Source organism: Maribacter sp. MJ134 (genome assembly GCF_003970695.1).
Taxonomy (GTDB): domain Bacteria; phylum Bacteroidota; class Bacteroidia; order Flavobacteriales; family Flavobacteriaceae; genus Maribacter.
On the sequence record NZ_CP034570.1, the window covers coordinates 927,032 to 953,520 of the forward strand.

Annotated in this window: 24 protein-coding genes and 1 other RNA gene; 9 read left to right on the top strand and 16 right to left on the bottom strand. The window is 39.4% G+C overall.

Annotated features, from left to right (window positions below):
* Nucleotides 1-21 precede the first annotated feature (21 nt).
* The 6 genes from EJ994_RS04025 to EJ994_RS04045 form a co-directional block, all read right to left on the bottom strand.
* Nucleotides 22-2,136, bottom strand: coding sequence for a tetratricopeptide repeat protein (locus tag EJ994_RS04025; RefSeq protein WP_126591313.1), 2,115 nt, complete (start codon nt 2,134-2,136; stop codon nt 22-24).
* 69 nt (nt 2,137-2,205) lie between these two features.
* On the bottom strand, nt 2,206-2,382 hold the full coding sequence (locus EJ994_RS17385; protein ID WP_164721416.1) for a hypothetical protein: 177 nt from the start codon (nt 2,380-2,382) through the stop codon (nt 2,206-2,208).
* Between the two features lie 138 nt (nt 2,383-2,520).
* Nucleotides 2,521-3,252 carry a LytR/AlgR family response regulator transcription factor gene (locus EJ994_RS04030; RefSeq protein ID WP_126591314.1) on the bottom strand — a complete coding sequence of 244 codons (732 nt, stop codon included), beginning with the start codon at nt 3,250-3,252 and terminating at the stop codon, nt 2,521-2,523.
* A 132-nt stretch (nt 3,253-3,384) separates the two neighbouring features.
* Nucleotides 3,385-4,938, bottom strand: a complete 1,554-nt coding sequence (locus tag EJ994_RS04035) for a hypothetical protein (protein ID WP_126591315.1) — start codon at nt 4,936-4,938, stop codon at nt 3,385-3,387.
* Between the two features lie 12 nt (nt 4,939-4,950).
* Nucleotides 4,951-5,340: an acyl-CoA thioesterase gene (locus EJ994_RS04040; protein WP_099575086.1), complete on the bottom strand. Its 390-nt coding sequence runs from the start codon at nt 5,338-5,340 to the stop codon at nt 4,951-4,953.
* Nucleotide 5,341: 1 nt separating this feature from the next.
* Nucleotides 5,342-6,397 carry a glutaminyl-peptide cyclotransferase gene (locus EJ994_RS04045; RefSeq protein ID WP_126591316.1) on the bottom strand — a complete coding sequence of 352 codons (1,056 nt, stop codon included), beginning with the start codon at nt 6,395-6,397 and terminating at the stop codon, nt 5,342-5,344.
* A gap of 133 nt (nt 6,398-6,530) precedes the next feature.
* On the opposite strand from EJ994_RS04045, the gene ffs reads away from it, so the two are divergent.
* An RNA gene (gene ffs / locus EJ994_RS04050) (signal recognition particle sRNA small type) lies at nt 6,531-6,629 on the top strand.
* A 135-nt stretch (nt 6,630-6,764) separates the two neighbouring features.
* Nucleotides 6,765-7,574: an SDR family oxidoreductase gene (locus tag EJ994_RS04055; RefSeq protein WP_099575084.1), complete on the top strand. Its 810-nt coding sequence runs from the start codon at nt 6,765-6,767 to the stop codon at nt 7,572-7,574.
* A 21-nt stretch (nt 7,575-7,595) separates the two neighbouring features.
* Here the strand turns inward: EJ994_RS04055 and EJ994_RS04060 are convergent, their stop codons facing one another.
* Nucleotides 7,596-8,981, bottom strand: coding sequence for a TlpA family protein disulfide reductase (locus tag EJ994_RS04060; protein WP_126591317.1), 1,386 nt, complete (start codon nt 8,979-8,981; stop codon nt 7,596-7,598).
* Between the two features lie 177 nt (nt 8,982-9,158).
* Here EJ994_RS04060 and EJ994_RS04065 point away from each other — a divergent pair, with 177 nt between their 5' ends.
* Together EJ994_RS04065 and EJ994_RS04070 are read left to right on the top strand one after the other, a co-directional pair.
* Nucleotides 9,159-10,787: an ABC-F family ATP-binding cassette domain-containing protein gene (locus tag EJ994_RS04065; RefSeq protein ID WP_126591318.1), complete on the top strand. Its 1,629-nt coding sequence runs from the start codon at nt 9,159-9,161 to the stop codon at nt 10,785-10,787.
* A gap of 28 nt (nt 10,788-10,815) precedes the next feature.
* Nucleotides 10,816-11,937 carry a hypothetical protein gene (locus EJ994_RS04070; protein WP_126591319.1) on the top strand — a complete coding sequence of 374 codons (1,122 nt, stop codon included), beginning with the start codon at nt 10,816-10,818 and terminating at the stop codon, nt 11,935-11,937.
* A 20-nt stretch (nt 11,938-11,957) separates the two neighbouring features.
* Here EJ994_RS04070 and EJ994_RS04075 read toward each other — a convergent pair whose 3' ends face one another.
* Nucleotides 11,958-12,680: a hypothetical protein gene (locus tag EJ994_RS04075; RefSeq protein ID WP_126591320.1), complete on the bottom strand. Its 723-nt coding sequence runs from the start codon at nt 12,678-12,680 to the stop codon at nt 11,958-11,960.
* Nucleotides 12,681-12,891: 211 nt separating this feature from the next.
* Between EJ994_RS04075 and EJ994_RS04080 the strand changes: the two genes are divergently transcribed.
* Complete coding sequence (locus EJ994_RS04080; protein WP_241240848.1) at nt 12,892-13,464, top strand: fasciclin domain-containing protein; 573 nt, start codon at nt 12,892-12,894, stop codon at nt 13,462-13,464.
* Nucleotides 13,465-13,549: 85 nt separating this feature from the next.
* On the opposite strand, the gene pheT is transcribed toward EJ994_RS04080, so the two are convergent.
* Nucleotides 13,550-15,979: a phenylalanine--tRNA ligase subunit beta gene (pheT, locus tag EJ994_RS04085; protein WP_126591321.1), complete on the bottom strand. Its 2,430-nt coding sequence runs from the start codon at nt 15,977-15,979 to the stop codon at nt 13,550-13,552.
* Nucleotides 15,980-16,106: 127 nt separating this feature from the next.
* On the opposite strand from pheT, the gene EJ994_RS04090 reads away from it, so the two are divergent.
* Complete coding sequence (locus EJ994_RS04090; RefSeq protein ID WP_126591322.1) at nt 16,107-17,333, top strand: peroxiredoxin family protein; 1,227 nt, start codon at nt 16,107-16,109, stop codon at nt 17,331-17,333.
* Between the two features lie 5 nt (nt 17,334-17,338).
* Here the strand turns inward: EJ994_RS04090 and leuB are convergent, their stop codons facing one another.
* Both leuB and EJ994_RS04100 read right to left on the bottom strand, forming a co-directional pair.
* On the bottom strand, nt 17,339-18,457 hold the full coding sequence (gene leuB / locus EJ994_RS04095) for a 3-isopropylmalate dehydrogenase (protein WP_126591323.1): 1,119 nt from the start codon (nt 18,455-18,457) through the stop codon (nt 17,339-17,341).
* Nucleotides 18,457-19,629 carry a 2-isopropylmalate synthase gene (locus EJ994_RS04100; RefSeq protein ID WP_126591324.1) on the bottom strand — a complete coding sequence of 391 codons (1,173 nt, stop codon included), beginning with the start codon at nt 19,627-19,629 and terminating at the stop codon, nt 18,457-18,459. The genes leuB and EJ994_RS04100 overlap by 1 nt, the downstream gene beginning before the upstream one ends.
* A gap of 146 nt (nt 19,630-19,775) precedes the next feature.
* Between EJ994_RS04100 and EJ994_RS04105 the strand changes: the two genes are divergently transcribed.
* Nucleotides 19,776-21,320 carry a hypothetical protein gene (locus tag EJ994_RS04105; protein WP_126591325.1) on the top strand — a complete coding sequence of 515 codons (1,545 nt, stop codon included), beginning with the start codon at nt 19,776-19,778 and terminating at the stop codon, nt 21,318-21,320.
* 16 nt (nt 21,321-21,336) lie between these two features.
* Entirely contained in the window at nt 21,337-22,215 is an 879-nt protein-coding gene (locus EJ994_RS04110) for a DMT family transporter (protein ID WP_164721417.1), read from the top strand.
* On the opposite strand, the gene EJ994_RS04115 is transcribed toward EJ994_RS04110, so the two are convergent.
* From EJ994_RS04115 to panB, 4 genes are read right to left on the bottom strand one after another with little or no spacing between them, the layout of a single operon-like run.
* The gene (locus EJ994_RS04115) at nt 22,199-22,729 is read right to left on the bottom strand and encodes a DUF4252 domain-containing protein (protein WP_126591326.1); all 531 of its coding nucleotides are present in this window, start codon (nt 22,727-22,729) and stop codon (nt 22,199-22,201) included. The two genes, EJ994_RS04110 and EJ994_RS04115, sit on opposite strands and share 17 nt — an antisense overlap.
* A 34-nt stretch (nt 22,730-22,763) precedes the next feature.
* Entirely contained in the window at nt 22,764-23,462 is a 699-nt protein-coding gene (locus EJ994_RS04120; protein ID WP_126591327.1) for an RluA family pseudouridine synthase, read from the bottom strand.
* Between the two features lie 6 nt (nt 23,463-23,468).
* The gene (gene lspA / locus EJ994_RS04125; protein ID WP_126591328.1) at nt 23,469-23,972 is read right to left on the bottom strand and encodes a signal peptidase II; all 504 of its coding nucleotides are present in this window, start codon (nt 23,970-23,972) and stop codon (nt 23,469-23,471) included.
* A gap of 6 nt (nt 23,973-23,978) precedes the next feature.
* Nucleotides 23,979-24,797 (bottom strand): 3-methyl-2-oxobutanoate hydroxymethyltransferase, encoded by an 819-nt coding sequence (gene panB, locus EJ994_RS04130; RefSeq protein WP_099575072.1) that lies wholly within the window; start codon nt 24,795-24,797, stop codon nt 23,979-23,981.
* 132 nt (nt 24,798-24,929) lie between these two features.
* On the opposite strand from panB, the gene EJ994_RS04135 reads away from it, so the two are divergent.
* Entirely contained in the window at nt 24,930-25,394 is a 465-nt protein-coding gene (locus EJ994_RS04135) for a nuclear transport factor 2 family protein (protein ID WP_126591329.1), read from the top strand.
* Nucleotides 25,395-25,423: 29 nt separating this feature from the next.
* Here the strand turns inward: EJ994_RS04135 and EJ994_RS04140 are convergent, their stop codons facing one another.
* Nucleotides 25,424-26,467: a ThuA domain-containing protein gene (locus EJ994_RS04140; protein ID WP_126591330.1), complete on the bottom strand. Its 1,044-nt coding sequence runs from the start codon at nt 26,465-26,467 to the stop codon at nt 25,424-25,426.
* Between the last annotated feature and the right edge of the window lie 22 nt (nt 26,468-26,489).

The following is a 26,489-nucleotide window of genomic DNA, read 5'->3' on the forward strand; positions in this document are numbered from 1 at the left end:
TATAATCGTACTAGTACAGGTTTAAACGTCCTGTAATTGATTTTTAGTATTGTCCTTTAGTGACGAATTCGGCTTTAAAGGAATCTGGACCTGAATAGTGGTTCCATTTCCGGGCTTTGAGCTTATTTTCCAATTGCCGTTCAGCTTATTGACCCTGGACCTTATATTACGCATGCCAATACCTTTTTTCTCCTTTTCAAATTTAAAACCTTTGCCATCATCCCTCATGGTAACGACAAATTCGTTATCTATTCTTTCAAAGTTAACAAAGAAATTTTTACAGACTGCATGTTTTACCGCGTTTTGTAAAGTTTCTTGTATAATGCGATAAACATTGATTTTTACATCTCCTACCAAGCTGTCCCAATCTTCATTCTCATCGTAGTTAAAGATGGTATTTATATTGTTGTTCCCTTTCGCCGATTGTAATAATGCCTCTATGGAATTTACGAAATTATGGATTCTGGTATAAGCGGAATGACTAAGCTCGTGAGAAATAGATCGAATTTCATTTTCAACATCCTTTAAGGCTACGATTGCAGAAGAGCGCTCCTTTATAGCCTCGGAATCCGTTTTTTTGTTCAAACCTGTCAAAACCATCCGTGCTCCTAGCATTTTTCCCAACACCCCGTCGTGCAATTCCTCTGAGATACGCTTCTGTTCCATTCGTTTCACCTCATTTACCTTCTGTTTTTGGGCAAGCATAAGATTAAAAATCTCCTCATTATTTTCTTGCTGTTGTTGTAGAAAACGTAATTTTTGATTTTTCGCTCTTTGGTTGATGATAATATACACGGAGAGCCCCAGCAAAAAGAAGCCCAAGGCAATCCCCGTCCACATTTGTTTCTGCTGGCTAAGCACTTCCTTTTCTTCGGCAAGTTCCTCATTTTCTGCAATAAACTCGTCCGTTTCAAAGCGGATACGTGCAAATTTGTTACGTATTTTCCTTTCTTCTAATTGAAGACTATCGGTAAGTGCAATATAGTGTTGCGCATAGTCCGAGGCTTTTTCGGCATCAATTCTGGCCAAAAATGCAAGGTTTTCCAAGATGCGCTTATTGTTCTCATTTTTCTGGGCCAATAGTAAGGATTTCTCTGCCCATTCAATACTAGCACTGGTGTCTTTCTGTAAAAGCCTTAACTCCGCCATGCTATAATAGGAGGAGACCAAGCTACCTGATTCCAAACTATCGTTCAGTACTATGGACCGCTTTATTTTACTTTCGACATCTATGGTATCACCGATACGGATTTTACAAAGTGCTAAGTTGTTCAAGGTTTTTGCGAACAAACTGATGTTTATTTTATTTGCATCTGGCGTTCCTAATACCTCTTCGAATTTCTCGATTGCTTTTTTATAGTCGCCACTCTCCCTATATACAATACCTAGGTTATTTTTAAGTCTAAGTAGATAGGAGGTGTCATTGTCCAATTTGTCTAGATAGGTACGTGCTTGATTGAAGTAAGCGATAGCTTTGGAATACTGCTTTAGGTCTTCAGATACAACTCCTAAATCATTGTAGGTCTCAAATAAATCTCTATAACTATCCGTTTGCTTCAAGCGTTCAATAGCTAAAATGAGATTCGTTTCGGCACCCACATAGTCTTTGACACTTTCCTGGATGTTTGCAATGTACAATAGTAATTTCCCGGAATTTAAATAATTTTCTTTTAAATCATATATTTTCTGAGCTTCGTAGTAATGAAAATATGCACTGTCCAATACGGCCCTTCTCTTAAAGAATACCGCTAAATCCCAGTGAGCTTCCGCTAGTATTACCGAATCATTTGCAATACGCCCCAATCTTATGGCATCGTGATTTATCCTTCGAAACAAAGCCGTGTCCTTTGTACGAATGCTTTTAAAGGAAAGTTTGGAAACTAGTTTTAGTTTTAGTTGTTCATCACTCAAAGATTTTGCATAAGTATAGGCTTGGTCTAACCAGGCAAATTCATCTTCCGGTTCGGAAACTTTATTTTGAAATGATTGGACAAGTCTATTTACGCTATCATTGGTAATTTCGGTTTGATTTAAATTTTTCTTTTGTCCTAAGGTGAACTGCCCAAATATGATAACTAAGGTTACTAAAAAAAACCTTAACCTTTTATTTCGCTTAATTAGTTTAGCTTTCAACATTAAGTACAAGATAAAAAAAAGCCTTGAAGTACAACTTCAAGGCTCAACATATTATTATCAACTGGAGAACTACGCGTTATTATTACCATTACCTCGATCATCCTCGGATTTAGAACAATCATCACAAGCTATCATACTACTAATATCATCTAAAAAATTAAATTCGTTTGAGTTGCTATCCACTACAAAAGTAGTTACTCCAAATGCCATTGCTGCTACTGCGAAAATGCTGATTACCTTTTTCATGTTTATTTATTTTTTAGTTTGTATACGTTTATTATACTGCCAAGGTAATAAGCATGACAGGGTGAATACTATTTTAGAGCCTATAACTAGTGGTTGTAGATGGTCTACGAGTATTTGGCCTAGTTTTGAGAGAATTCGTTAATTTAAGTTGGAAACGGAGTTTTGGGAAAGGATTTTTTTAAGATTATCCATATTCTCTCGGTAAGTTTTAGAAAAAGGAAGACTTTTATTATTTTTCTTTAAGGCGCAGATAGACTTCCCAAAGTTTATTCTAGAAACATAGTCCGTATTAACGATATAACTTTGATGTATACGTACAAAGTTTTTTGGAAGCTGCTTTTCAAAAGTTTTTAATGTCTTATATGCATGGGTAACGTTGCCGCCTATCATATGAAATTCGGTAGTGTTGTTATCCGCTTGTAGGTACAGAATATCCGTGGTGTCCAGATATTGAAAATCATTATAAGATTTTAGACAAATGGTTTGTGGTGCAGCTTCCTTTGGAAGCTTTTTCCTTAGTTTTAGCAAGGATTTTCTAATGTCGAACTCATTATACGGTAGCAACCAATAATCGAAGAAATTATTTTTTATCGCTTCGTAAGCATGCTCTTTTGTTTTGGATATACCGATGACCAAGGGAACGGTGGTGACATACTGATGCAATTCCACAACCATTTGAAATAGGGCAGAAGCCTTATCGTTTAAATTAACAAAAATAATATCTGGAGTGTACTTGAGAATATTGTTCAGACCATCGGACGGACTCTTTAGGTTTCCTACACAGCTAAAGTCGCCATACTCGTCCAAAAATGCCTGTAACTGCAAATTTGAGACCGCATCGGAGTCTATTATACTGTAATTGTATTCCAAAATAAATAGTGTTCTACAGCAAGTTAATAATTGTAAATACCAAACTGACCGAGGAAAACCTTATAAAAGTGGAGGATATTGTTATAAAATGCGTTGAAGCTCCCTATTTGAAAGAAAAAACTTTCAATAAAATTAGTCTTCTTCCTTATCACGAGCTTGGTAGGCACCCAAATCTGGATTAGATGTTCTGTTAATGCCGAGAATATCTAGCGGTACTTCTGCGGAGAAAATTGGATTTCCCTGATTGATTACCTCAGCATCAAGTCCAATTCTATAATCATTCCTATTGGTCCTAAAAAAGTCTAAATCTCCCTCTAGAATGACGCTTTCATAATTGGAATTATTTTCAAAGTCGTACAAAGGGTCGGTTTGAAAACTATTGGAAATATCATCGAACTTTATATAGCAATTGGAGAAATTAAAGTTAAAATCGTTTTCATCATTTGATGTTAAGGAAAGCTCTGTAAATCCATTTCCAGCAATGATACAATTCTTAAAATCGGCCTTTACCAGATGAGCACTATTAGCATTATTGTCAAGATTAGGTATGAAATTATCAATTTCTAAAGCGGCATCAACTCTAAAACCATTGCTCCAATAGTTGGCAATAGTACTGTGGATAAAGGAATAATTACCTCCAAGACTACAATATAGGGAAGAGGAACCCGACGAACCTAAAACTACGTTCTGCGCTTCTATATAAGCTGTCTCCGCCCAAATATTGTGGCTAGCGTTGTTATAGAGTTGACTGTTTTCAATGGTTAAGGTAGGCGTATCAAGGACGCCGTCACCTTCTATAAATAAACCGACCGTTGCATTTTTGATGGTGGTATAAGAAATTACATTCGAAATACTACCCCTTGCTATCCATATGCCCGACCATTGTCCTGGGATATCAGAAAAACTGGGTTCTAAACGGTCGCCTTCAAAAATAACCTCATTTTCCAGAAGTTCTCTATTCTCACTTAACGCACCGTTAATGGTTATGGTAGCACCTTCTTTTATCAGCAAACCGGAATCTTTATGAAAGTGTATTCTTGCTCCCGGGTCTATTAGTAGTTCTTTACCTTCGGGCACTACGGCAAAACCGTAGATGACGTAAGGTTTCTCACCGGTAAAATTCAATTCCGCGTCCGAGAGCTCAAAACCTTCTACTTGTATTTGATTGCCCTCGGCATCAAAGTCCAAGGTTATCATTTCGGTTTCTCCACTGGCATCCGTTTCGGGGAATAAGAATATGGCATCTTTAACTAAAGTTACTAACTGTACTTCTTGTATGTTACTACCAGCATCAAATTGGATGGCATCCGTATAGAGTAATGTATTCAAATCATTATCGGAAATATCCACCGTGGTTTCAATGAAGATAAATAGGCTGTCTTGGGCATTTAGGGGTATGTTTTGAAAGGTCTTGCCCGCAATTCCATCCACATTTAATCGGTAAGCGCTGGTTGGGCCGTTCTGTAACCCAATGGATGGGATGATTACATCGTCCCTAGTAGGATTATATACTTTAAGGCTATAGGTGCTGCTGCCAATGTTGCTGAAAATAGTATCTAAGTAAACGGTGTCCTTGGAAAAGGAAAGGTTACCCGCACTAGGAGCATATTCAAAATCTTTTCTACACGAGCTGAACCAAACGAATAGCCCTGTTATAAGAAAAACTAGTAAAACCTTAATCCGCACGTATTTAAATATTTAGGAAAATATTGCCTTGATTTCTTCCGAGATTCTGATGGGTCGTAGACTCTGTCTGTTGAGCAAACACCATTCTGTATTTGAACGTACTAAAAGGGTATTTGTTATGCTGTTGTACATTTCTACCACACGAGTGCATTTGGCGCCACTACTGTCTTTGATATGGGTCCTTAATAAGATTGGGTCGTTTAGGACAGCTGCAGATTTGTATTCGATATAATGCGTCATTACCACCCAGATTACCTCTTCCTGTATATTTTGTGGTGCCTTAGCTACCCAATGTTCCTTGGAGATATCCTGAATCCATTGCACGTAACGCACATTGTTAACGTGATTTAAATCGTCTAAATCCTCCGCAGAAACCTCAATTTCCTTTTGGTAGAAAGACATCTTATTTTTTTTGAATTCGAACTTCGAATAACTTATCCCAGTCCTTACCGGTTACAAAAAAAGTTTTTCTTGTAGGGTGGTAAGCTATTCCGTTCAATACATTATCCGTAGCTACCCAAGTATCCGTTTTGGTTACCTTATCGCTTAAGCCCCCAAAATTAATGACACCTTCAATTGCGCCACTATTACTATCAATAATCATGACGCTTGGTTTTTGGTATACATTGGCGTATAACTTCCCGTCTACATATTCTAGTTCGTTGGCCTTATTGAATACCGAAGAATTGGTCACGGTTTCAATATATCCTTCTTCTATAAGTGTTTCCGGATTCAAGATCCATATTTTTTCGGTACCGTCGCTCTTAAAAATGTTTTCTCCATTGTTGGCCAAACCCCAACCTTCTCTACTTTTTCCGTACTGGAAATTATCTAGTTTTTTTAATCCATCTACATCGTAAACAAAACCTAATCCACTCTGCCATGTGAGTTGATATACCCTGTCCTGTAAGATGGTGATGCCTTCACCAAAATAGGTTTTGTCCAAATCTATCTGATCAAATACCTTACCTGTTTTAAAATCTAACTTCCTTAAAAAAGAGCGACCTCTCTTACCGGTGCTCTCATATAAGGTATCTTTGTAGAACTCTAAACCTTGCGTGTAGGCATTGGTATCATGGGGATATTCGTTTATAATCATATAGGTATATATTTCTGGGGCCGTAGCGGCGAGTAGTTTAATTTTCTTGGTTACGCTTACCGTATTGCCTTCATAGGTGACATCCGCCTTTAATACCTTATTCCCTAGTTTGGGAACATTGAACTTGATTTTGTTTCCATTTAATTGCATTTGCTCGTCGTCCACGGAATAAACGATATTGTCAATGGATTTGTCCTTTAGGTTTTTTACACTTACACCTAGCGCTTCATTTTGTTTTATGGACGTAGAGTTTCCTTCCAAAACGATTTCAAATAGTGATGACGGTTTTTGGTTTCCACTACCACAGGCCATAAAAAGTAATACAATTGTACTGATAAAGAAGGGTTTAAAATAGGTCATAGGAATATATCTTAGTGTAGGTTAAATAAAACCGGGCTGTTTTAAATTGAAAGCACATAAAAGAGCAATTTATTCATAAAATTTAGAATGTAAAAAGGATTGGGAAAGTTTTAAAAGATTGTATATTTGCAGCTGGCAAGTCCTACACGACCAGCTCCTGTAGAATCCCCCAGGGTGGGAACGCAGCAAGGGTATATGGTTGTAGCGGTGCGATGTAGGTAGCTTGCCTTTTTTTGTGCGCTAAAGTCAAGGAAACACTTCCATTAAGGCGCCATAATCAGACCCTACTAATTTGATGGTAAAGCACTCTTTTCAACTTTTCAACTGATAGTTTCATCTGAATTTAATTCGTTAATTTGCAACCGTCATGGAGCAGAAAGTCATACTTATAACAGGAGGTTCTTCAGGAATAGGAAAGGCCATAGGAGGTTATCTTAGTTCAAAGAATTATAAGGTTTATGGCACCACTAGGAATTTGAATAATTATAAAGGATTTTCTGATTTCAAGTTATTAGAAATGGATGTAAGAAATCCGACAAGTATACAAAAAGCGATTTCTGAGTTAGTTACTATTGAAGGAAGACTGGATATCGTAATAAATAATGCTGGTATTGGTATCACTGGACCTTTGGAGGAAACTCCAAACCAAGAAGTTTTAAATGCTTTTGACACCAATTTCAATGGACCCTTGAACGTTATCAAAGCGGTACTACCTCAAATGCGCATTCAAAATACTGGATTGATAATTAACATTACTTCCATCGCTGGGTATATGGGACTACCTTTTAGAGGTATCTATTCCGCCACAAAGGGGGCCATGGAACTCATTACGGAAAGTTTACGAATGGAAACCAAAGACTTTGGGATTCACGTAACAAGCTTAGCTCCAGGAGATTTTGCGACCAATATTGCCTCAGGTAGGTATCATGCTCCGGTTTTGCAAAACTCCCCGTACAAAGAAAGTTATAACACAACATTGACCTTAATAGATGAAGATGTAGATGGTGGCGGCAATCCTTTGCTAGTTGCCCAAAAAGTACATAAAATTATAAATACTAAGAACCCAAAGGTACACTACAAAGTAGGCTCTTTTTTACAGCGTTTCTCGATAGTGCTAAAAAGACTTTTGCCAGGAAAATGGTATGAACAACTTATTTTACGTCACAGTGGCCTATAATAACCACTATCACGACTTTAACTAAAGTCGTTCGTAAATGTTGGAGAATGCATCAACAATAAGGGTATCTTCCGTAATAATACATTTGTTCATGGGGTAAATAACAAGCTGATTGGTGATTCCTTCAAAATCGTCTGTTCTAAATTGGGTACTCGTGTCCAAGTTGAAATTTTTTATAATTCCCTCCCAATTATTTGGTTCCGTTTTTATGTTGATACCTACGAAAGTATGGTCTTTTTTCAGTTGCTCTAATTTATCCACTCGTTTGAAAATATTTTTGTAGTGGTTTTTATTGGTAGCTGACCAAAAATAGAAGACTACTTTCTTGTCTTTAGAAATTTCGGTTAGGGTAGTGGTAACACCATCAAATGAAACAACGGGGATTGCCGGTATCTTATTTTGAGGCTGAATATTTCTTATACCGTTATACAGGTTTTCTATTTCTTCAATATGCATGTTATTTTGGGAGACCTTCTCAAATTCATCCAAGAATACCTTGTTGTTCTCAGGTGCATCATGCTCTTTAAGTAGATAGTTGAAGGCTACGTTCCTAAATAAATTATCACGTAACTCTTTTTCTACCACCAAACTATCTATAACATGCAGTTTATGCTTGTTAAAATGTAATTGATTGTTCACCACATTACCCTTTATACCGCAAGAATGCGAACAGGTCATATAGGACAAATTGCCAAAATGCGATTTCATGAAATCGTAATAGGGGCGTAGATAAATTAAACTTTCGTTATTATAGTCAATGTGCTTGCGATACGCATAGAAATCGTCCGTTACCTCATGCAGGGTATTTTCCCTAAGTTTCCGCTTATGCTCAAAAGGATAAATTTCCTTGTAGCCGTAGTAGGTATAATCAATACTTGCTTTAGCTATTTCATAGGCCTTCTCCGATAAGCCCGATTCTAACTTAATGGCATTAAGCGCCTCTATTTTACTATCGGCCAAAGCATCTATTTCCTTTTGGAAATCATCTGCTTCAAAATTAAAATATTCGCTACGTATGAGTCTTTCTTCCTCTTCGTTAGCTAAGAACAACTCTAATAAAAAGTTGTTTACCTCTTCGTTTGTTCCTGAGAATACTAAGGATTCGTCAAAATCTTGCGTATTCAAACGCACCAACAATGTATCTCCCTTTTCAAGGTAAACATACTGATATTCAGGGGCATGGTTAAAATGGAAGAGACCATCATCTGTACTGTCCAAATTAAAAGAGAATCTATTGTTCCCGTCTAATTTAGCAGAATCAATCACCGCGCTTCCTTTGAAGAGTACGACGTACTCGTCCGTTGGATTCACAATTTCTCCTGTAAAATAAATGTTGTTTGACGCTGATTTGTTGGATTCACATGCAAGACAACTAAATATAAGTAATAGAAGTAAATATCTATTCATACACAGTTTCAGTAAAATGTGGAACAAAATTAAACAACCGCCTAGTTGCACCCTGTTAATAGCTCGTTAAATGTTAGGGGTTTAAGTCATAAGGTACGTTAAAGGAGATGTAGTACTTGTTTGTTGGTTTTAGCCCCTAAAATTCTGTATTTTTGCACGGATTTTAAAAAAGTGTTTATGCTATCTGTTTCTAATTTATCGGTCCAGTTTGGGAAAAGAGTTTTGTTCGATGAAGTAAATGTTTCGTTCACGCAGGGTAACTGTTACGGGATAATAGGGGCCAATGGTGCCGGCAAATCTACTTTCCTTAAAATATTAGGTGGGCACATCGAACCTACATCGGGTCATGTCCACTTAGAGCCTGGTAAGAGAATGTCCATTCTGGAACAAGACCACAACGCCTCGGATGGTTTTACGGTGCTGGAGACCGTTGTAAAAGGAAACAGGCCGCTGTACGAAATTAAGAAGGAAATTGATGCGCTTTATGCGGATTACGATGATAAAAATGCGGACAGAATAGGGGAGCTGCAAGTACAGTTTGAAGAAATGAACGGTTGGAACGCTGATAGTAATGCAGCGGCCTTATTGTCCAATTTAGGAATAAATGAAGACCTTCATTACACTATGATGGCCGATATGGATTCCAAATTAAAGGTGCGTGTTCTTCTTGCACAAGCGCTGTTCGGAAGTCCCGATGTGCTTATTATGGATGAACCTACCAATGACCTGGACTATGAGACCATTAATTGGTTGGAAAACTTTTTAGCGGATTATGAAAATACGGTAATCGTCGTGTCTCACGACCGTCACTTTTTAGATACCGTATGTACTCATATAGGGGACATAGACTTCGGAAAACTGAACCTATATTCCGGTAATTACACCTTTTGGTACGAGAGTAGTCAATTAGCTGCAAGACAAAGAGCGCAACAAAATAAAAAATCGGAAGAAAAAGCGAAGGAGCTGCAGGAGTTTATCATGCGTTTTAGTGCCAATGTTGCCAAAAGTAAACAGGCCACCTCTCGTAAGAAAATGTTGTCTAAACTTAAGGTTGATGATATAAAACCTTCCAGCAGAAGATATCCGGCCATTATTTTTGAAAGAGAACGAGAGGCTGGAGACCAAATTTTGAATGTAGAGGGACTGTCGGCAACTTCCGAGGATGGGGATTTGTTGTTCGAAAATATCAACTTAAACCTTGCTAAGGGAGATAAGGTGGCCATTATATCCAGGGATTCTAGGGCAACCACGGCTTTCTACGAAATCATCAATGGCAATAAAAAAGCTGATAAAGGCACATTTCAATGGGGCGTTACCACAACACAATCCTACTTGCCAGCGGATAACTCCCATTTTTTTACCAGTAACAACAATTTGGTAGATTGGTTAAGACAGTGGGCTAAGACCGAAGAAGAGCGTGAAGAGGTCTATATAAGAGGTTTTTTGGGTAAAATGCTTTTTAGTGGTGAGGAAGCACTTAAGAAATGTACGGTGCTTTCCGGAGGAGAAAAGGTAAGATGCATGCTTAGTAGAATGATGATGCTAAGGGCCAATGTTCTAATGCTGGACGAACCTACCAATCATTTGGATTTGGAAAGTATTACGGCATTCAATAATTCCCTGAAAAATTTCAAGGGCACCGTGATGTTCACAACCCATGATCATGAATTTGCGCAAACTGTTGCCAATAGGATCGTGGAATTAACTCCAAAAGGCAACATTGACCGTTATTCTACGTTTGATGAATATATGTCTGACAAGGCATTAAGGGAGCAGCGGGGCAAAATGTATACTGTTCCTGTATAGTAGAAGTTGAACCCAAATTCTTGCTTTTATGAAAACCTACGCCTACACGGTCAGCCTTGTGCTGACACTACTCCTCCTTGCCTGCAGTAAAACTACAGATGAATCTTCGGACGGGACTACGGATTTGAACCGTTCGGATTATGGTATTTTGTTACAAGGTGCTACAACATTGAACAGTACACTTCTTAGTTTTGACGGGAGAGCATTACAATTAAGCGATGCGCAAAATAGATTTCCTGGATTTCAAATACCCGAATTAAGTTATAGAAGCGAATACCAATATAGTTTTTACAAGAGCACAGGTAATTGTACCGGTGAGGTTTTGGTGTATGATTTTAAGAACGCTACGGAAAGCGATTTTTCAGTTTTCGACGATTTAGGAATGTGCGGCCTAACCATATTAACTATGGCACACGATGAGGATTCCGTCTTTTTGTCCTATATGATTGAATCCGAAGGGAAGGATAAGAAATTCTTTATACGGTTTATAGAAAGAACTTCAGATAACCTTACCTATGAGGATGTAGAGATTTCTATGCAACCAAAGCAAATGGCTGTTTCAAATAATCGATTATTCGTGTTAACTAAGGATGTAGGGAATACCGAGGAAAATTACGTTTCAGTTATTCAAAAAACCACTAAAGAAACTATACACGAAATGAACCTAGGTCTGGATGTTGGTAATATGTTCGTTAAACCAGATGGGAATATTATCATTAGCTATCCAACGTTGCATACTACGCTGAACGCATCTGACTTAAATGTTACCTACACACGATACGGCGAGGGTGCTGAACCCATGTTTTCGAGCACAATGGCACTTTCGTTTGATACTTCCCAAAAGATGTACTATACCATGGAAACGCAAAGCGGTACAAAAATACCGGCCGTATATGATTTTAGTAATAGTACAGCCGTGCTATATTACTTTGAGAATTTTTTAACCGCTGCCCAATTGGATGTTGAATACAATATTGAATCGGCAACCGCCGTCGGTTATGACGAAAAGAACGATTTAATACTCGTTGGTTATAAGAAGAAAGGACAGGCAAACAAAGGTGGCATATTGAGAATGTCTCCTGCACCCAATTTTATGTTCATGGACAACTACGACCTTATCGGAATTCCTATTGCGATTTTCGATTTGTAAATGTCAGACCGGTAACTGCATCAAACATTAAAATACTTACTGTTCCAAATAGCCGGATTGAAGTTTTTTCCCAAGGCAAAACCATAAAAAATTACTACGGAGGCAATACATTTGAACATAAAGAAATATATTATCCAGAACTCCATCGTAGAATCGGACTTTGAGAACAAACCATTGGGAACCAAAAGGGTTGCGAAATAGCTGATCACTAAAACCAAGGCCGTTAAATTCACTATATTTTTAAAGGGCCACATCAATGCGCGTCGTAAAGGATGTAAATCGTTGCCCCACTGGTGTATCAAATAAAAATAATTGTTAGCAATAGGAGCAAAAAGCAAAGGATCGTCCTTGTCCTCTAGTTTAAAGAGTTTAGACGGAGCGATAATTTTAAAACCTTTTAGTTCTAGGTCGTGCTGTTTTTCTAGGGCTTTTATTTTGGAAATGGCCTCCACAGGAATTTCGCCTTTAAAATATTTCGAATCTAAAAAACGCAACCTGTAGTTGATACAGATATTTTTTATTTCATCAACATGAAAAATTCTAGAAGTTTCCAGAAGTTCAAAATCAAAATTATTAACAGGCGTGTGCTTTCCTTTGGTAATGTTTTGAGCTATCCGCTCATGGTTCTTATCCACCTCTTTTAAGATATCGTGTACTTGTGATAACACTTCAGCTTCTGACCGGGAATGTTTTGATTTTTCCAAGTCCAGCTTTTCCCGAACATTAGTTTTTCGTAGTAACATTTTCTTTTCTTTTTAGCAATGTTATCAAAGTTAGCCAATAAAAGATTTGAATAAAATTCTGTTTAACTTTCTAAAATGTTAAAATTATGTTAAAATGTTTTACATGGGCAAAATATACATCTGACTTTAGGATCAAGATTGTATATTGTCGATGAAAGTGAACCTTTCAACGAGCACTAATTTTATTGCCCCTTATTTTAGAACCTTGAAAATGAAAAAATGGACATCCCCCGTGTCGCTGTGCCTGGTATTGTTTGCTCTATTCTGTAACGCCCAAGAAGAGTTCCAAGTCGCCGCGCTCAACGATATTAGCACTTACGAAATGGATATACATCAATCCATCATTTCCAATACGGAAACGTCTAATAGACTAAGCACCTTATTATCCGCCCTGCGCGCCTCCGATTTGGATCATGTATTGGGTTATGATGGACAGTTTACCGTTTTTGCTCCCTCCAATATGGCCTTTGAAAAGTTACCGCCGCTAACAGTAGCTTGGTTAATGAACCCTTTAAATAAAACCAAACTTAAGGCTGTGATGTCCTATCATATTATAGCAGGGAAACTTTCTGCATCCAAAATTTTAAGGGCTATGTGCAGGGGCAATGGTATAGCAACATTTACAACCGTTCAAGGAGAGAAGATTACGGCCACTATGAACGGCATAGATATTATTCTAACCGATATTTTTGGTCACAAAGCTAAAATTACACTAGCCGACTCCAACCATAGTAACGGCGTAATGCATGAAATTGACAGTGTTTTCATGCCCGTAAAGCTCTAATTTATCGGTACAGATCAGTGGCGTATATCGCCCCTAGGTTAGCCTCGAAACTAAATGTTCCTTTCCTACGACGCCTTGAGTTAGTTTACCTTAGCGTTGCTTCAAGCTCTCTTTCGTAAGTCTGGGTAATTTTGGTCATCACCTTGTCAATCTGTTTGTCCGTCAAGGTTCCTTTGTTGTCCTGTAGTGTAAAACTAACTGCATACGATTTTTTTCCTTCAGGCAGGTTCTTACCCTGATAGACGTCAAAAAGATTTACTTCTTTTAGCATCTTCCTTTCAGTTTTGAAGGCAAGCTCCAATACATCCTTGAAAGTTACTTCCTCGTTTAATAATAGTGCTAAATCTCTTTTAACTGTCGGATATTTGGGTATTTCCGTGAAAAGCACTTCCTTTTTTTGAATGGCTTTTAAAATAGTATCCCATTTGAAATCTGCAAAGAGTATTTCCTGCTTTATGTCGAAACTTTTTAAAATGGATTGCTTTACAACACCAAAGCTCACTAGCTCTTTTTGATTTTTGGTTATGCGTAGTCCCTCTGAGAATAAATGGACGTCATGGGTATCTGCTACCGTATTCACTATACCCAGTTTTAAAAGTATTGTTTCAACTATGGATTTCAGTTGAAAGAATCCCGTTTTTTTAGTGGCTTCTGTCCACGAAGCTTCATTTGTGGCTCCAGTAAGTAGAATACTTAGGTACTTTTCTTCAATTCGTTCGTCATTAGCTGCATGATAGGTCTTCCCGAACTCGAAAAATTTTAGGTTCTGTCTCTTTCGGTTGATATTATAACTTGCCGCCTCTAAAGCCGAAAATAGGGAGGTTTTTCGCAAAACGGATAGATCACCACTCAATGGATTTATCATTTGAACTGGCGTTCGTTCCCCTAGTGCACCCTCTAAAAGGTCATTATAATTTGGGGAAGAGAGACTGTTGGTTAAAATTTCATAGTATCCTTTTGCTGCCAACAAATTTCCAATGGCATACTGTATCTTATGATCTTCAAAGGCATTTGTAGTGGCAATTGAAGCGTTCAGTTTTTGACCGAACGCAATGTTGTTATACCCGTATACCCTTAGAATTTCCTCAATTACATCAACCTGGCGCTGAACATCCACTCGGTAAGAGGGCACGGAAAGTCCCATTCCGGTCTCAGTTACATTCTTCACTTTAATATCCAGCGAGGCCAAAATGGACTTAATGGTATCCTGAGGTATCTCCTGACCAATTAACTTATTAATTTTCTCGAAAGCGAGAAAAACTTCAAAATCCTCTCTTTTGTTAGGATATAGGTCTACGATTTCAGAAGTAATATCACCTCCGGCAATTTCCTTTATGAGGAGTGCTGCTCGCTTCAGGCTGTACTCTACATTTTCTATATCAATACCGCGCTCGAACCTAAAAGAGGCATCGGTGTTCAATCCATGTCTTTTAGCAGATTTCCGGATGGATACAGGGTTAAAATAGGCACTCTCTAGGAAAATAGAAGTAGTATGTTCCGTTACTCCGGAGTGTAACCCTCCAAATACCCCAGCAATACACATGGGCTTTTCCGCATCACAGATCATTAAATCCTCCTCATGTAGTTCACGTTCCAAGCCATCCAGTGTAGTAAACTTGGTACCCTTAGGAAGGGTTTTTACGACAATCTTACCGCCTTTTATTTTATTCGCATCAAAAGCATGTAGTGGCTGACCCAATTCGTGCAGTACGTAGTTCGTGGCATCCACAATATTATTCTTAGGCGTAATGCCTATAGCATTTAGCCTATTCTTTAACCAGTCTGGTGAAGGTTGCACGATTAAATTACTCAAGGTTACTCCGCAATATCTAGGGGCCAAATCGTTGTCCTGAACATCAACATCTATTTTTAATGCTCTACTGTCTATGTTGTAATGACTAGTGGAAGGAGTAATTAATTCTTTGGTAATTTCTTTTTGCTGTAAACCGGCTTTTATATCCCTGGCTACACCAAAATGGCTCATGGCATCCGCTCTGTTCGGGGTGAGCCCAATTTCAAAAATCTCATCATTTTCAACTTCGAAAATCTCCGCACAAGGGGTTCCAGGTAGTAGCGCTTCATCTAAAACCATTATACCGTCGTGACTTTTGCCCAAGCCTAGTTCATCTTCGGCACATATCATCCCATGGCTTTCTTCGCCCCGGATTTTCCCCTTCTTAATGGTCCAAGCCTCACCCTCTGGAGTGTAAAGTTTCGTGCCAATGGTGGCTACGGGAACCTTCTGTCCTTTGGCTACATTAGGTGCTCCACAAATTATTTGAACTGGGGATGGGAGACCAATATCTACCGAGGTAAGTTTTAACCTATCGGCATTACTGTGCTGCTCGCAGCTGAGCACATGCCCGACCACAACACCTTCCAGGCCGCCCTTAACGGACTCAAAAGCTGTAATGCCTTCAACTTCCAAGCCTAGGTCGGTTAAAAGTTCACTCATTTTTTGGGAATCCCAATCTATATTTATAAACTGCTTTAACCAGTTGTAAGAAATCTTCATCAGTCGGTATTAAAGGGCGTAAAGATAAAACAATGCCCTAAGACATTCAATACGGAAACCTTGCTTTTACCTTTAATTTTTTAATCTTCCAATTAAGTCGTTATTTCGCCTTTTTAAAATCTATTATATGAGAAATGGAATCGGTGTTTTCATTGTAACACTTTTGTTGTTCGGGTGTGCTTCCAACGAGAAAGAAGTTCAGTTAAAAAGTGGCATTTGGCAGGCGGAGTTGGAGGTCATGGATAATCAGGTGTTACCCTTTAATTTTGAATTGAATAAAACTCCAAATGGGATATATAGCATGAACATTTTAAATGCTGAGGAGACTATTCAGGTTGATGAAATCAGTATCAACGGAGATTCTATCCTCATTAAAACCCCTGTTTTTGAAGGATATATTGCGGGAACCTTTTCTGAAAATAGTATCTCAGGAGAATTTATCAAAGAAAGCTTGGATAGGATTGTTCCCTTTAAAGCCAAGTTTGGAATCTCAGAAAGATTTACCAATATCGAAAAAGCTACTGCGGATATATCGGGAATTTGGGAGACCGAATTTAGCCCGGGAACCGATGATAACTATATGGGTAAAGGTATTTTTGAACAAAAAAACGGCAAGGTGACCGGAACGTTCAGGACCACAACCGGAGACTATCGATTTTTGGAAGGGGTGATGGACGGAGATTCCCTCAAATTATCCGCTTTTGATGGGGCACATGCATTTTTGTTCACCGGCAGCATAGAGGACAGTCTATTAAACGGAACATTTTATTCAGGAAATCATTTTAAGGAACCGTTCGTAGCTAAGCGAAATGAGTTGTATGAGTTGCCGAGTCCGGATTCCTTAACGTTCTTAAACGATGGCTATGAGAAACTGGCTTTTTCTTTTCCTGATGCCGACGGCAACATGGTTTCATTAGAAGATGGGCGATTTAAGAATAAGGTGGTTATTGTTCAAATCATGGGCACATGGTGCCCCAACTGTTTGGATGAAACTAAATTTTTGGTAGATTATTTAGGTAAGAACAAGGCGGATAATCTAGAGGTTGTTGGTTTGGCTTTTGAGTATGCCAAGACTTCCGTAGGGGCGCAAAAAAGCATTAAACGTTTAGTGGACAGGGTAGGAGTGCCATATCCCATACTTTTGGCACAATACGGCACTTCCGACAAAGGAAAAGCCCAAGAAAAATTACCCATGTTAAATCACGTTCTGTCGTATCCCACTACCATTTTTATCGATAAAAAAGGAGCGGTACGTAAAATACACACGGGTTTTAACGGACCTGCTACGGGTGAAAAATATGTAGCGTTCAAAAAGGAGTTCAACACCTTCGTATCGACGCTTTTAAAAGAGTAGTGTTTTTAGATGATGGTAGATTTCCCTAAATCGATGTTCTCATCGTTCATGTTGAAGCTTCCGTCCAATTCCATAATGTTATCGGCGATAAAGTCACCCACATAGTCCGTTCCGTATTTACTACTGCCCATAATATCCGCAGTAACAATTTTCTTTGAAAAAGACTTTAAAACTGCCGCTACTACAGCGTCTGATTCTTCGTTCAGTTTAAAGTGTTGCAATAACATGGCAGCACTTAAAATGGAAGCAACAGGGTTGGCTACATTTTTATCCTTTGCATCAGGGTAAGAGCCGTGTATGGGCTCGAACATGGCATAATCGCTTCCAACGGAGGCAGAAGGCAACAGACCTATTGAGCCTGCAATGACACTTCCTTGGTCGGATAGGATGTCGCCGAACATATTATCGGTCAGGATAACATCGAACTGGTTGGGGTCCAGAATCATTTGGACCGCCGCGTTATCGATGAACAGCGATTCTAAAGTAACTTCTGGATAGCTTTTGGCAATGGTATACACGACTCTACGCCAAAGACGAGAGGTTTCCAATACGTTTGCCTTATCCACCAGGGTGACTTTTCTTTTCCTTGCCTTAGCGGCCTTGAAGGCCAAATGAGCAATTCTGCTAATTTCAGCTTCGGTATAGGTACAGGTATCGGTTGCAGAAGTCCGGGTTTCATCCACTGTTTTGTCACCATAATAAATACCGCCCGATAATTCTCGGTAAATAACCAAATCGGTATTTTTTACCACTTTCTTTGATAAAGGCGATTGTTGTACAAGAGCGGGAAAAACTTTTACCGGTCTAATATTGGCAAAAAGGCCAAGTTCCTTTCGCAAACGTAAAAGACCCTGTTCTGGCCATACTTTTGCTGAAGGATTCCCATCGTATTTCGGGGCGCCTATGGCCCCAAAAAGCACGGCATCGGACTGTTTGCATATTTCCAAAGTTCTGCTGGGCAAAGGATCCCCATTTTTCTCAATGGCACCGGCACCGACCCTCGCTTTTGTAAAGGTAAATTTATGACCAAAAGTTTCCTCAACGGAACGTAAGCATTTTATAGACTGTGCCACAACTTCTGGCCCAATTCCATCTCCACCGAGAACTGCTATTTTTAGATGCATTAGCTAATGCTTTGTGAGTTGATACTGCTCGCTTCAATAATTTGATGAATGTCTTCATCAAGAATCTCTTTCTTTCTATCGGCAAATTTCAAAAATTCCTCATACACTTCATCCAATTGAAGTTTGGTCAGTTCGTAACCAACGATTTTGGCCCTGTAGGCCAAGGCAGCCCTGCCGCTTCTTGCAGTAAGCACAATGGATGATTCGGTTACACCTACTTCCGCAGGGTCTATGATTTCATAAGTTTCCCTATTCTTTATTACCCCGTCTTGGTGAATTCCCGAACTATGGGCAAATGCATTGGCACCCACTATGGCCTTGTTGGGTTGTACGACCATACCCATTTTTTGAGAGACCATTTTGCTGGTGTCGTACAGTAATTTACTGTTGATAGTGGTATCCAGATTAAGATCAGGATGTTGTCGTAAAATCATCACCACTTCCTCTAGAGAGGTGTTCCCTGCTCGCTCACCAATGCCATTGATGGTACATTCTATTTGTCGCGCTCCGTTGATGACCCCAGCAATTGAATTTGCCGTGGCCAACCCAAGGTCGTTATGGCAATGACAAGAAAGTATGGCTTTATCGATTCCCGTTACGTTTTCTTTTAAATACTTCATCTTGGCCCCATATTCTTCCGGTAGACAATAGCCCGTAGTGTCAGGGATGTTGAGCACTGTAGCACCTGCCTTGATAACCGCTTCGCAAACCCGTGCTAAAAACTCATTATCGGTTCTACCTGCATCTTCTGCGTAGAATTCAACATCTTCCACAAATGTTTTGGCGTAACTGACCGCGTCAACGGCCCTTTCTATAATAGCATCCCTGTTAGAGTTGAACTTGAATTTTATGTGTGAATCAGAAGTGCCTATGCCTGTATGTATTCTTGGTTTTTTCGCATGCTTCAATGCCTCCGCGGCAACTTCGATATCTTTTTTAACCGCTCTTGTGAGTCCACAAACCGTGGCGTTCTTCACCAATTTGGCAATGCTTTCCACAGATTTGAAATCTCCCGGACTAGAAATAGGGAAACCAGCCTCAATAATGGTAACTCCAAGAGAATCTAAACGTTCCGCGATAACCAGTTTTTGCTCCATGTCCAGTTTACAGCCAGGAACTTGCTCACCATCTCTTAACGTAGTATCAAAAATTTGTACTATATCTTTGCTCATTATATTTACGTAGTTTTAGCTAGTTAAACGAATATATAACGCTGTACACAAATTATGTGATTTTTGTTACGGTATTTACAATGTTAAGACACTTTTTTGTGTATTCAAAACATTGGTATTCAATTATTTAAACTCTTTTTTTTACGATGACAAATGCCCACAAAGACGCCTTGTTCGTTTTAGTAAAATCATTATCCAAATCGGAGAAGCGTCAATTTAAACTTTATGTTGGTCGCTTAGGGGTGAATGCCGATGCTAAATTTCTGGCATTATTCAATCTTTTGGATAAAATTAAACAGTACGATGAAAAGGTGATTTTAGAAAGTGGAATTGTCAAAAAAGCCCAACTTTCTAACCTAAAAGCGCACCTGTACAAACAGATTTTGGTCAGTTTGCGGCTTAATCCGGTAAACCAGAACATTCGCGTACAAATTAGGGAACAGTTAGATTTTGCTACGATTCTTTATCAAAAGGGACTCTATAAGCAAAGCTTAAAAATATTGGATAAGGCAAAGGCCGTCGCTATAGACAATCAAGAGAAGAACATTGCCTATGAAATCGTTGAGCTAGAAAAAATTATAGAAACACAATACATCACGAGAAGTATTCCGGACAGGGCCAATGAATTGGCAGTACAGGCAAAGGAACTATCGGGTCAGAACGTAATGACCAGCAAACTATCCAACCTGTCCTTGCAACTGTATGGAATGATGCTCAAGGTGGGGTACGTTCGTAGTGATGAGGACTATAAAAAAGTGAAGGATTATTTTGATAAGCAATTGCCAAAATACGATTTGGATACCTTGGATTTTCGTGAAAAACTTTGGCTCTACAAAGCGCATTTATGGTATAGTTTTTTGACGCAGGACTTCCTTTCCTGCTATAAATATGCCAATAAGTGGGTGGATTTATTTTATGAGAACAAGGAGATGATCTATTTGAATCCCGTTTTCTTTTTAAAGGGAAATCATTATTTGCTAGAATCTTTATTTTATGTAAGATATAGTTCTCAATTTAAACAAACACTTGAACAATTGGAAACGACCCTTAAAGACAAGGATTTTCCAAAAAATGATAATATTAACTCCCTTGCTTTTATCTATTTGAATGCAAATAAGCTAAACCTTCATTTTCTGGATGGAACTTTTGAAAAAGGACTATACCTCGTAAAAATTATTGAGTACGGAATCAATAAGCATAGGGACCGTATAGATGCGCATCACGTCATGGTCCTGTATTATAAAATAGCCTGCCTGTATTTTGGCATAGGAGATAATAAAACCTGTATTCTCTACCTCAAAAAGATTATAGAAAACAAGAGCTTGAAGATGCGTGAGGATTTGATGTGTTTTGCAAGGGTGCTCAGTTTGGTGGCGCACTATGAGGCTGGAATGGATTACCATCTAGAAGTACAATTGAAGAGTACTTACAAATTCCTGCTGAAAATGAACGATATGCACGCCGTACAAAAGGAAATGATCAAGTTTCTGAGGAGCTTAGGCGGTATTTATCCCAATGAACTAAGGAACGAATTCCAGAAATTGCATACAGAACTAAAGAAGTATGAGAATCATCCCTATGAAAAAAGGGCGTTCTTGTATTTGGACATCATTTCATGGTTAGAAAGTCACTTAGAGAACAAGCCTGTATCGCAAATCATTAGGGAGAAGGCCTTATTACATACGAGATAGGCAAGAGACCGTAGCAATGAAGCGCCATAACTTCTCGCACATATTCGAAATTAATCTGGCCATGGTATTTATAGGCACTTCCGGTGCTTTGGGCAGGTATGTTGAACTTCCTGTTCCGGTAACTATTGCTTGTAGAGGGCTTCTCGCATTTTTACTGCTCTACATCTTTTGTAAGTGGAAGAAGATTTCACTTAACATAAATCGTAAGGACCTCCCGGTAATCATATTAAGTGGACTGTTGATGGGATTGCACTGGGTGACCTATTTCTATGCGCTGCAATTGTCCAATGTTGCTATTGGGATGTTATCTTTATTCACATACCCCGTTATCACCGCCTTTCTAGAACCTTTGGTCTTAAGGACGAAATTACAATGGATGCATTTGCTGTTGGGAGCTCTTGTCATTAGCGGAATTTATTTTCTAGCACCCAACTTTGATATTAAAGAATCGAACACCATCGCCATTGGTATTGGGGTTTTCTCTGCTTTCTGCTATGCGTTACGGAATCTGGTGTTAAAATCACAAGTAAAAAAATACCATGGTTCTATGCTTATGGTCTATCAAGTAGCTATTGTAGGTATGGCCCTATTACCGTTTGTGTTTTACACGGATATCACTATAGTCTTGGGACAATGGAAGGGTCTCTTGGTGCTCGCGCTATTAACTACCGCCATTGGGCATACCTTATTCCTCATGACTTTTAAGCACTTTAGTATCACCACGGTGAGTATTCTAAGCAGCATACAACCCGTTTACGGTATAGTGATAGGAATTATCTTCTTAGGGGAAATTCCGGACCTAAGAACTGTTTTTGGAGGTATACTGATATTGGCCTCGGTGGTTATCGAAAGTTTTAGGGTAACGAGAAAACCTAAACTTACTGTTCCGGATTAATACTCGGTGTACCACTTCCAAATTGATTCAATAGTCCTTCGCCAAGGGTTTCAAATTCGTTGTTCTTGGCCATGTCCCTGACCTTTACAGGATCAAAGTTACCATTGAAATAAAGAAAGGAACCATTCTGATTGTTATTGTTATATATCAAAATTTCTTTCACCGTATTTTTCTTCTCCCGGATGGAAACCACATTTCGTTTTAACTCGTCATTTTTGCGATAGACCTCAATGAACGAATTTCCGGTTATACCGTTCATCTGCTTATTTAAAAACTGCGTTCGAGCAGGTGTGGCGCTAGGGAACTGCATATATCGTAAATCTCTTGTATTTCCGACTAGGGATTGCATTTCAGGAGAAACATTACTGATGAGGATAAGCATAAATTGCGGTACCCGCACGGCGGTAACCTGATTATCGTTCTTATGGGCGTTGTAGAAGGTGTCAATGGAATTATAACTTCCGCAGCCGGATATTAGAACTAATAGGAGTAAGGCACTTAATTTTCGTATCATGGTTTTGTGTTTCGTGTGCTTAAAAATACGAATATTAAGAACATGCATCCCAAATAGGGTCTTTGGGTAACGGAGCGATAATGGTGAAGGGTTCTTTTTTCACCGGATGTATCAAATGCAACTTTCGCGCATGAAGATGAATACTTCCGTCAGGATTACTGCGGTCGGCACCATATTTTAAATCTCCTTTGATAGGACTTCCTATTCCCGATAATTGCGAACGTATTTGGTGATGCCTTCCGGTTTTAAGGTCAACCTCCAGTAGGTAATAATTATTTAATTCCTTTATCAACCTATAATCTAGAATGGCCTTTTTACTTTCTGGCACTTCGTTTTTATGCGCATAGGATTTGTTCTGCTTAGGATTTCTCTTAAGCCAATGTACAAGGGTATCTTCCGTTTTTTGGGGAAGTTGTTTTACAATCGCCCAATAGGTCTTTTCAGCACCTCTTTCCGCAAAAAGTTTGTTCAGTCTAGGAAGTGCTTTGGATGTTTTGGCGAATACCACAATACCGGAAGTTGGTCGGTCTAAACGGTGCACAACGCCCAAATACACGTTGCCCGGTTTGTTATATTTCACTTTGATATATTTTTTGACCACCTCACTCAAGGGCGTATCGCCTGTTTTATCGCCCTGTACGATATCTCCCGGTCGTTTGTTGATTACAATGAGATGATTATCCTCATGTAGCACCTGAAGATTCTTAGAATTAGAATGTTGATTTTTTGGCACTATGTTCTAGATGGAAAGTTTCTTATGGGTAATACTTAAGAGTAATAGTAAAAGCACCCCAAACGTAACGGATACATCCGCCATGTTAAAAATACCGGTTTTCAAAACACCCAATCGTATTTGAAAAAAATCGGTTACGGAACCGTAATAGATGCGATCTATCAAATTACCGATACCACCACCAATAACAAAGGCAAACGCCACAATAAGCCAAATATTTAAATCGGTCTTGATTAGTGTTCTGTAGAGCAGAATAAGCAATACCACTAGAGGTAGCCCTTGTAAAAGAATTTTTTTGACCAGGGGAGGGAAGTTTTCTCCAAAGCCCAACATGGCGCCTTTATTCTCAATATTGGTAAGAATAAAGTGATCGTCGATAAGTTCAATATAGTCCTTACTTCTTACGTTATTGCGCACCGCTTCCTTTGATATTTGGTCACATCCAATATTCAGAAGCACTAATACGATGATGTAAAAGCGGGATAAGAACGGTTTTCTTTTCAGTTCCATGAACCTTTAGTATTGTTCGTCGTCATTAGGGAAATCCCTGCTTTTTACGTCTTTTACGTAATTGGAAATAGCATTTCCCATTTCCTCGTAAAGGTTCATATACCTCCTCAAGAATCGAGGATTGAATTCATGGGTCATCCCTAATAGATCATGAATGACCAATACTTGTCCGTCCGCATATTTCCCTCCACCGATTCCAATGGTAGGAATCGTAAGGCTTTCAGAAACTTTTTTCGTCAATTCCGCAGGTATTTTTTCCAGTACCAGACCAAAACACCCTAATTTCTCCAGCATTTTAGCATCTTCCATGAGTTTTTCGGCTTCTTCTTCCTCTTTAGCCCGAACCGTGTAGGTTCCGAACTTATAAATGGATTGTGGCGTGAGGCCCAAATGTCCCATAACGGGAATACCAGCGGCAAGAATACGTTTTACGGACTCTTTGATTTCAGCACCACCTTCCACCTTAACGGCATGGGCACCGCTCTCCTTCATAATTCGGATAGCGGAACGCAAGGCCTCCTTGGGATCGCTCTGGTAACTGCCAAAGGGTAAATCTACGACCACTAAGGAACGGTTTATAGCCCTTATGACCGAAGATGCATGATAGATCATTTGGTCCAGGGTAATGGGTAGTGTGGTCTCATGGCCCGCCATAACGTTACTGGCGGAGTCCCCGACCAGAATAACATCCACGTTGGCGGCATCCACTATTTTGGCCATGGAATAATCGTAGGCCGTGAGCATGGAGATTTTTTCTCCGTTCTTTTTCATGTCCACCAAGGACTTTACGGTAACTCTTTTGTATTCTTTTTTAGCTATGGACATGCATTAAAATTTATTGCTGCTAAAAATAAGGAGTTTTAGTGAGAATATAGGTTTTCCTTTTGCAGGAACGCGTCTGTCTTTTTCAGATAGAATATCCTTATTTTTAAAGTATCGTTCTAAAATAGAGAAACTATGAAACCACTACTACTCGTTCTTTGTTGTCTTTTTTCTGTCATGGCAGCAGCGCAAGACGGTCAAGAAGCAGTGAAAAATACCATAAAGGACTTCTTTAAATCGTTTCATGCACAAGATTCCGTAGCTATGAAAGCTACAGTTTCGAGTACTATTGTACTACAGACTGTTGGAGCTAAAAAGGATGGTAGTCAGTATTTACGGACCGAAAATTTTGAAGATTTGGTACGCTCCATTACCAGCATACCTGATTCCGTACAATTTGAAGAGCGAATTTTGGACTATTCCATTCAGATAGACGGCGCTATGGCGAATGCCTGGACGCCTTATGAATTTTGGTTGAATAACGAGTTTCATCATTGTGGTGTCAATTCGTTTCAGCTTTTCAAGGAAAAGGATACTTGGAAGATTATCTATCTCATCGATACCAGAAGGAGGGAAGGCTGCCAAAACACCTCCGAGTAAAGCTTATTTCACGTTCACCAGAAAATAGGCTACTCGCTCCACTTCCGAGCTGCTGTTTTCTCCGCAGTTGGAAAATCGCTCGGCACCTCTTGGGTTACCTTCCCGGTAGCCGCCCATTCCGCGCCGCGTTGCAATGTCGTGATAAAACCCACACATTCCATGGAATAGTCAAAATGGCCTAGCGTCGTGTGAAAGACCCTACCTTTTCCGTAATTAATGGTCATTAACATGGGCACATGTTGCCCCAGACCCTTTACGCTCTCATCCCAAGGCGGGGCATTCTTTTCAACATCGGCATAGGCGGTGGCCAATATGGTGGCATTTTCAAAAGGTCCTCGCATGCGCTCATACAGTTCATCCTGGGTGTGCGTCCATGTTGTGGGTAAGCCTTTCATGATAGGATGTTCACTTGCTCTAGTAGTCAGTTCAAATTCATATTCCATTCCGTGGGAACCACAGACCCCATCGGTACTGTCGCGCACCACTTTACCCGCATCGTTGTAATAGACATAAGGGCCCGAACTCGCATCACGACCTCCCCAGGCACCAAGACCGATCATGTTGTTGTATTCATCCCAGTCGCCAAAAGAATTATTCGCCGCGTGTACTACCATAAGTCCGCCGCCATTTTTCATATAGTCCTCAAATGCCTTTCTTGTAGCTTTAGGCCATGAGGCAGCATCCAAACCCAAGTTGGTTACCACCAGGTCATACTTGTCAAAGTCCATACTGAAATCCGATGTTTTAATCGGGTCGTGGGAAATGGCGTAGGCCGCATTTCCTAAAGGATATTTTTCTATAAAGGAGGTATAGGCTTCCGGTCTGTTCTCATTGTATTTTATACCTAACCAAACAGAATCCATCCTATGGATGTCTACCTCGAATAATTCCGTTTCTTCCAAGTAGTCCTGCATCATTCGGGTAGTTTTTGGCCAAATGTAGTGGTTGTTCTGTCCGTCGATGATAAACACTTTCTGTTTCACTACAGGTTCTGGTTTAGGGGCTTCTTTCTTTTGTTCGCCACAGGCGGTCGCTAATAGTGCAAGTAAAAAGAGACTAGTGAATGTTTTCATGAGAGAGTCGTTTGTTATACAT

What these genes read in the sequence shown, in the direction of transcription:
- EJ994_RS04105 (WP_126591325.1), top strand. Translation starts at nt 19,776, where the DNA reads ATGACAAATGCCCACAAAGACGCCTTGTTCGTTTTAGTAAAATCATTA.
- EJ994_RS17385 (WP_164721416.1), bottom strand. Translation starts at nt 2,382, where the DNA reads ATGAAAAAGGTAATCAGCATTTTCGCAGTAGCAGCAATGGCATTTGGA.
- leuB (WP_126591323.1), bottom strand. Translation starts at nt 18,457, where the DNA reads ATGCATCTAAAAATAGCAGTTCTCGGTGGAGATGGAATTGGGCCAGAA.
- pheT (WP_126591321.1), bottom strand. Translation starts at nt 15,979, where the DNA reads ATGAAGATTTCTTACAACTGGTTAAAGCAGTTTATAAATATAGATTGG.
- EJ994_RS04070 (WP_126591319.1), top strand. Translation starts at nt 10,816, where the DNA reads ATGAAAACCTACGCCTACACGGTCAGCCTTGTGCTGACACTACTCCTC.
- EJ994_RS04075 (WP_126591320.1), bottom strand. Translation starts at nt 12,680, where the DNA reads ATGTTACTACGAAAAACTAATGTTCGGGAAAAGCTGGACTTGGAAAAA.
- EJ994_RS04110 (WP_164721417.1), top strand. Translation starts at nt 21,337, where the DNA reads ATGAAGCGCCATAACTTCTCGCACATATTCGAAATTAATCTGGCCATG.
- lspA (WP_126591328.1), bottom strand. Translation starts at nt 23,972, where the DNA reads ATGGAACTGAAAAGAAAACCGTTCTTATCCCGCTTTTACATCATCGTA.
- EJ994_RS04045 (WP_126591316.1), bottom strand. Translation starts at nt 6,397, where the DNA reads ATGACCTATTTTAAACCCTTCTTTATCAGTACAATTGTATTACTTTTT.
- EJ994_RS04115 (WP_126591326.1), bottom strand. Translation starts at nt 22,729, where the DNA reads ATGATACGAAAATTAAGTGCCTTACTCCTATTAGTTCTAATATCCGGC.
- EJ994_RS04090 (WP_126591322.1), top strand. Translation starts at nt 16,107, where the DNA reads ATGAGAAATGGAATCGGTGTTTTCATTGTAACACTTTTGTTGTTCGGG.
- EJ994_RS04140 (WP_126591330.1), bottom strand. Translation starts at nt 26,467, where the DNA reads ATGAAAACATTCACTAGTCTCTTTTTACTTGCACTATTAGCGACCGCC.
- EJ994_RS04040 (WP_099575086.1), bottom strand. Translation starts at nt 5,340, where the DNA reads ATGTCTTTCTACCAAAAGGAAATTGAGGTTTCTGCGGAGGATTTAGAC.
- EJ994_RS04135 (WP_126591329.1), top strand. Translation starts at nt 24,930, where the DNA reads ATGAAACCACTACTACTCGTTCTTTGTTGTCTTTTTTCTGTCATGGCA.
- EJ994_RS04065 (WP_126591318.1), top strand. Translation starts at nt 9,159, where the DNA reads ATGCTATCTGTTTCTAATTTATCGGTCCAGTTTGGGAAAAGAGTTTTG.
- EJ994_RS04100 (WP_126591324.1), bottom strand. Translation starts at nt 19,629, where the DNA reads ATGAGCAAAGATATAGTACAAATTTTTGATACTACGTTAAGAGATGGT.
- EJ994_RS04025 (WP_126591313.1), bottom strand. Translation starts at nt 2,136, where the DNA reads ATGTTGAAAGCTAAACTAATTAAGCGAAATAAAAGGTTAAGGTTTTTT.
- panB (WP_099575072.1), bottom strand. Translation starts at nt 24,797, where the DNA reads ATGTCCATAGCTAAAAAAGAATACAAAAGAGTTACCGTAAAGTCCTTG.
- EJ994_RS04055 (WP_099575084.1), top strand. Translation starts at nt 6,765, where the DNA reads ATGGAGCAGAAAGTCATACTTATAACAGGAGGTTCTTCAGGAATAGGA.
- EJ994_RS04060 (WP_126591317.1), bottom strand. Translation starts at nt 8,981, where the DNA reads ATGAATAGATATTTACTTCTATTACTTATATTTAGTTGTCTTGCATGT.
- EJ994_RS04080 (WP_241240848.1), top strand. Translation starts at nt 12,892, where the DNA reads ATGAAAAAATGGACATCCCCCGTGTCGCTGTGCCTGGTATTGTTTGCT.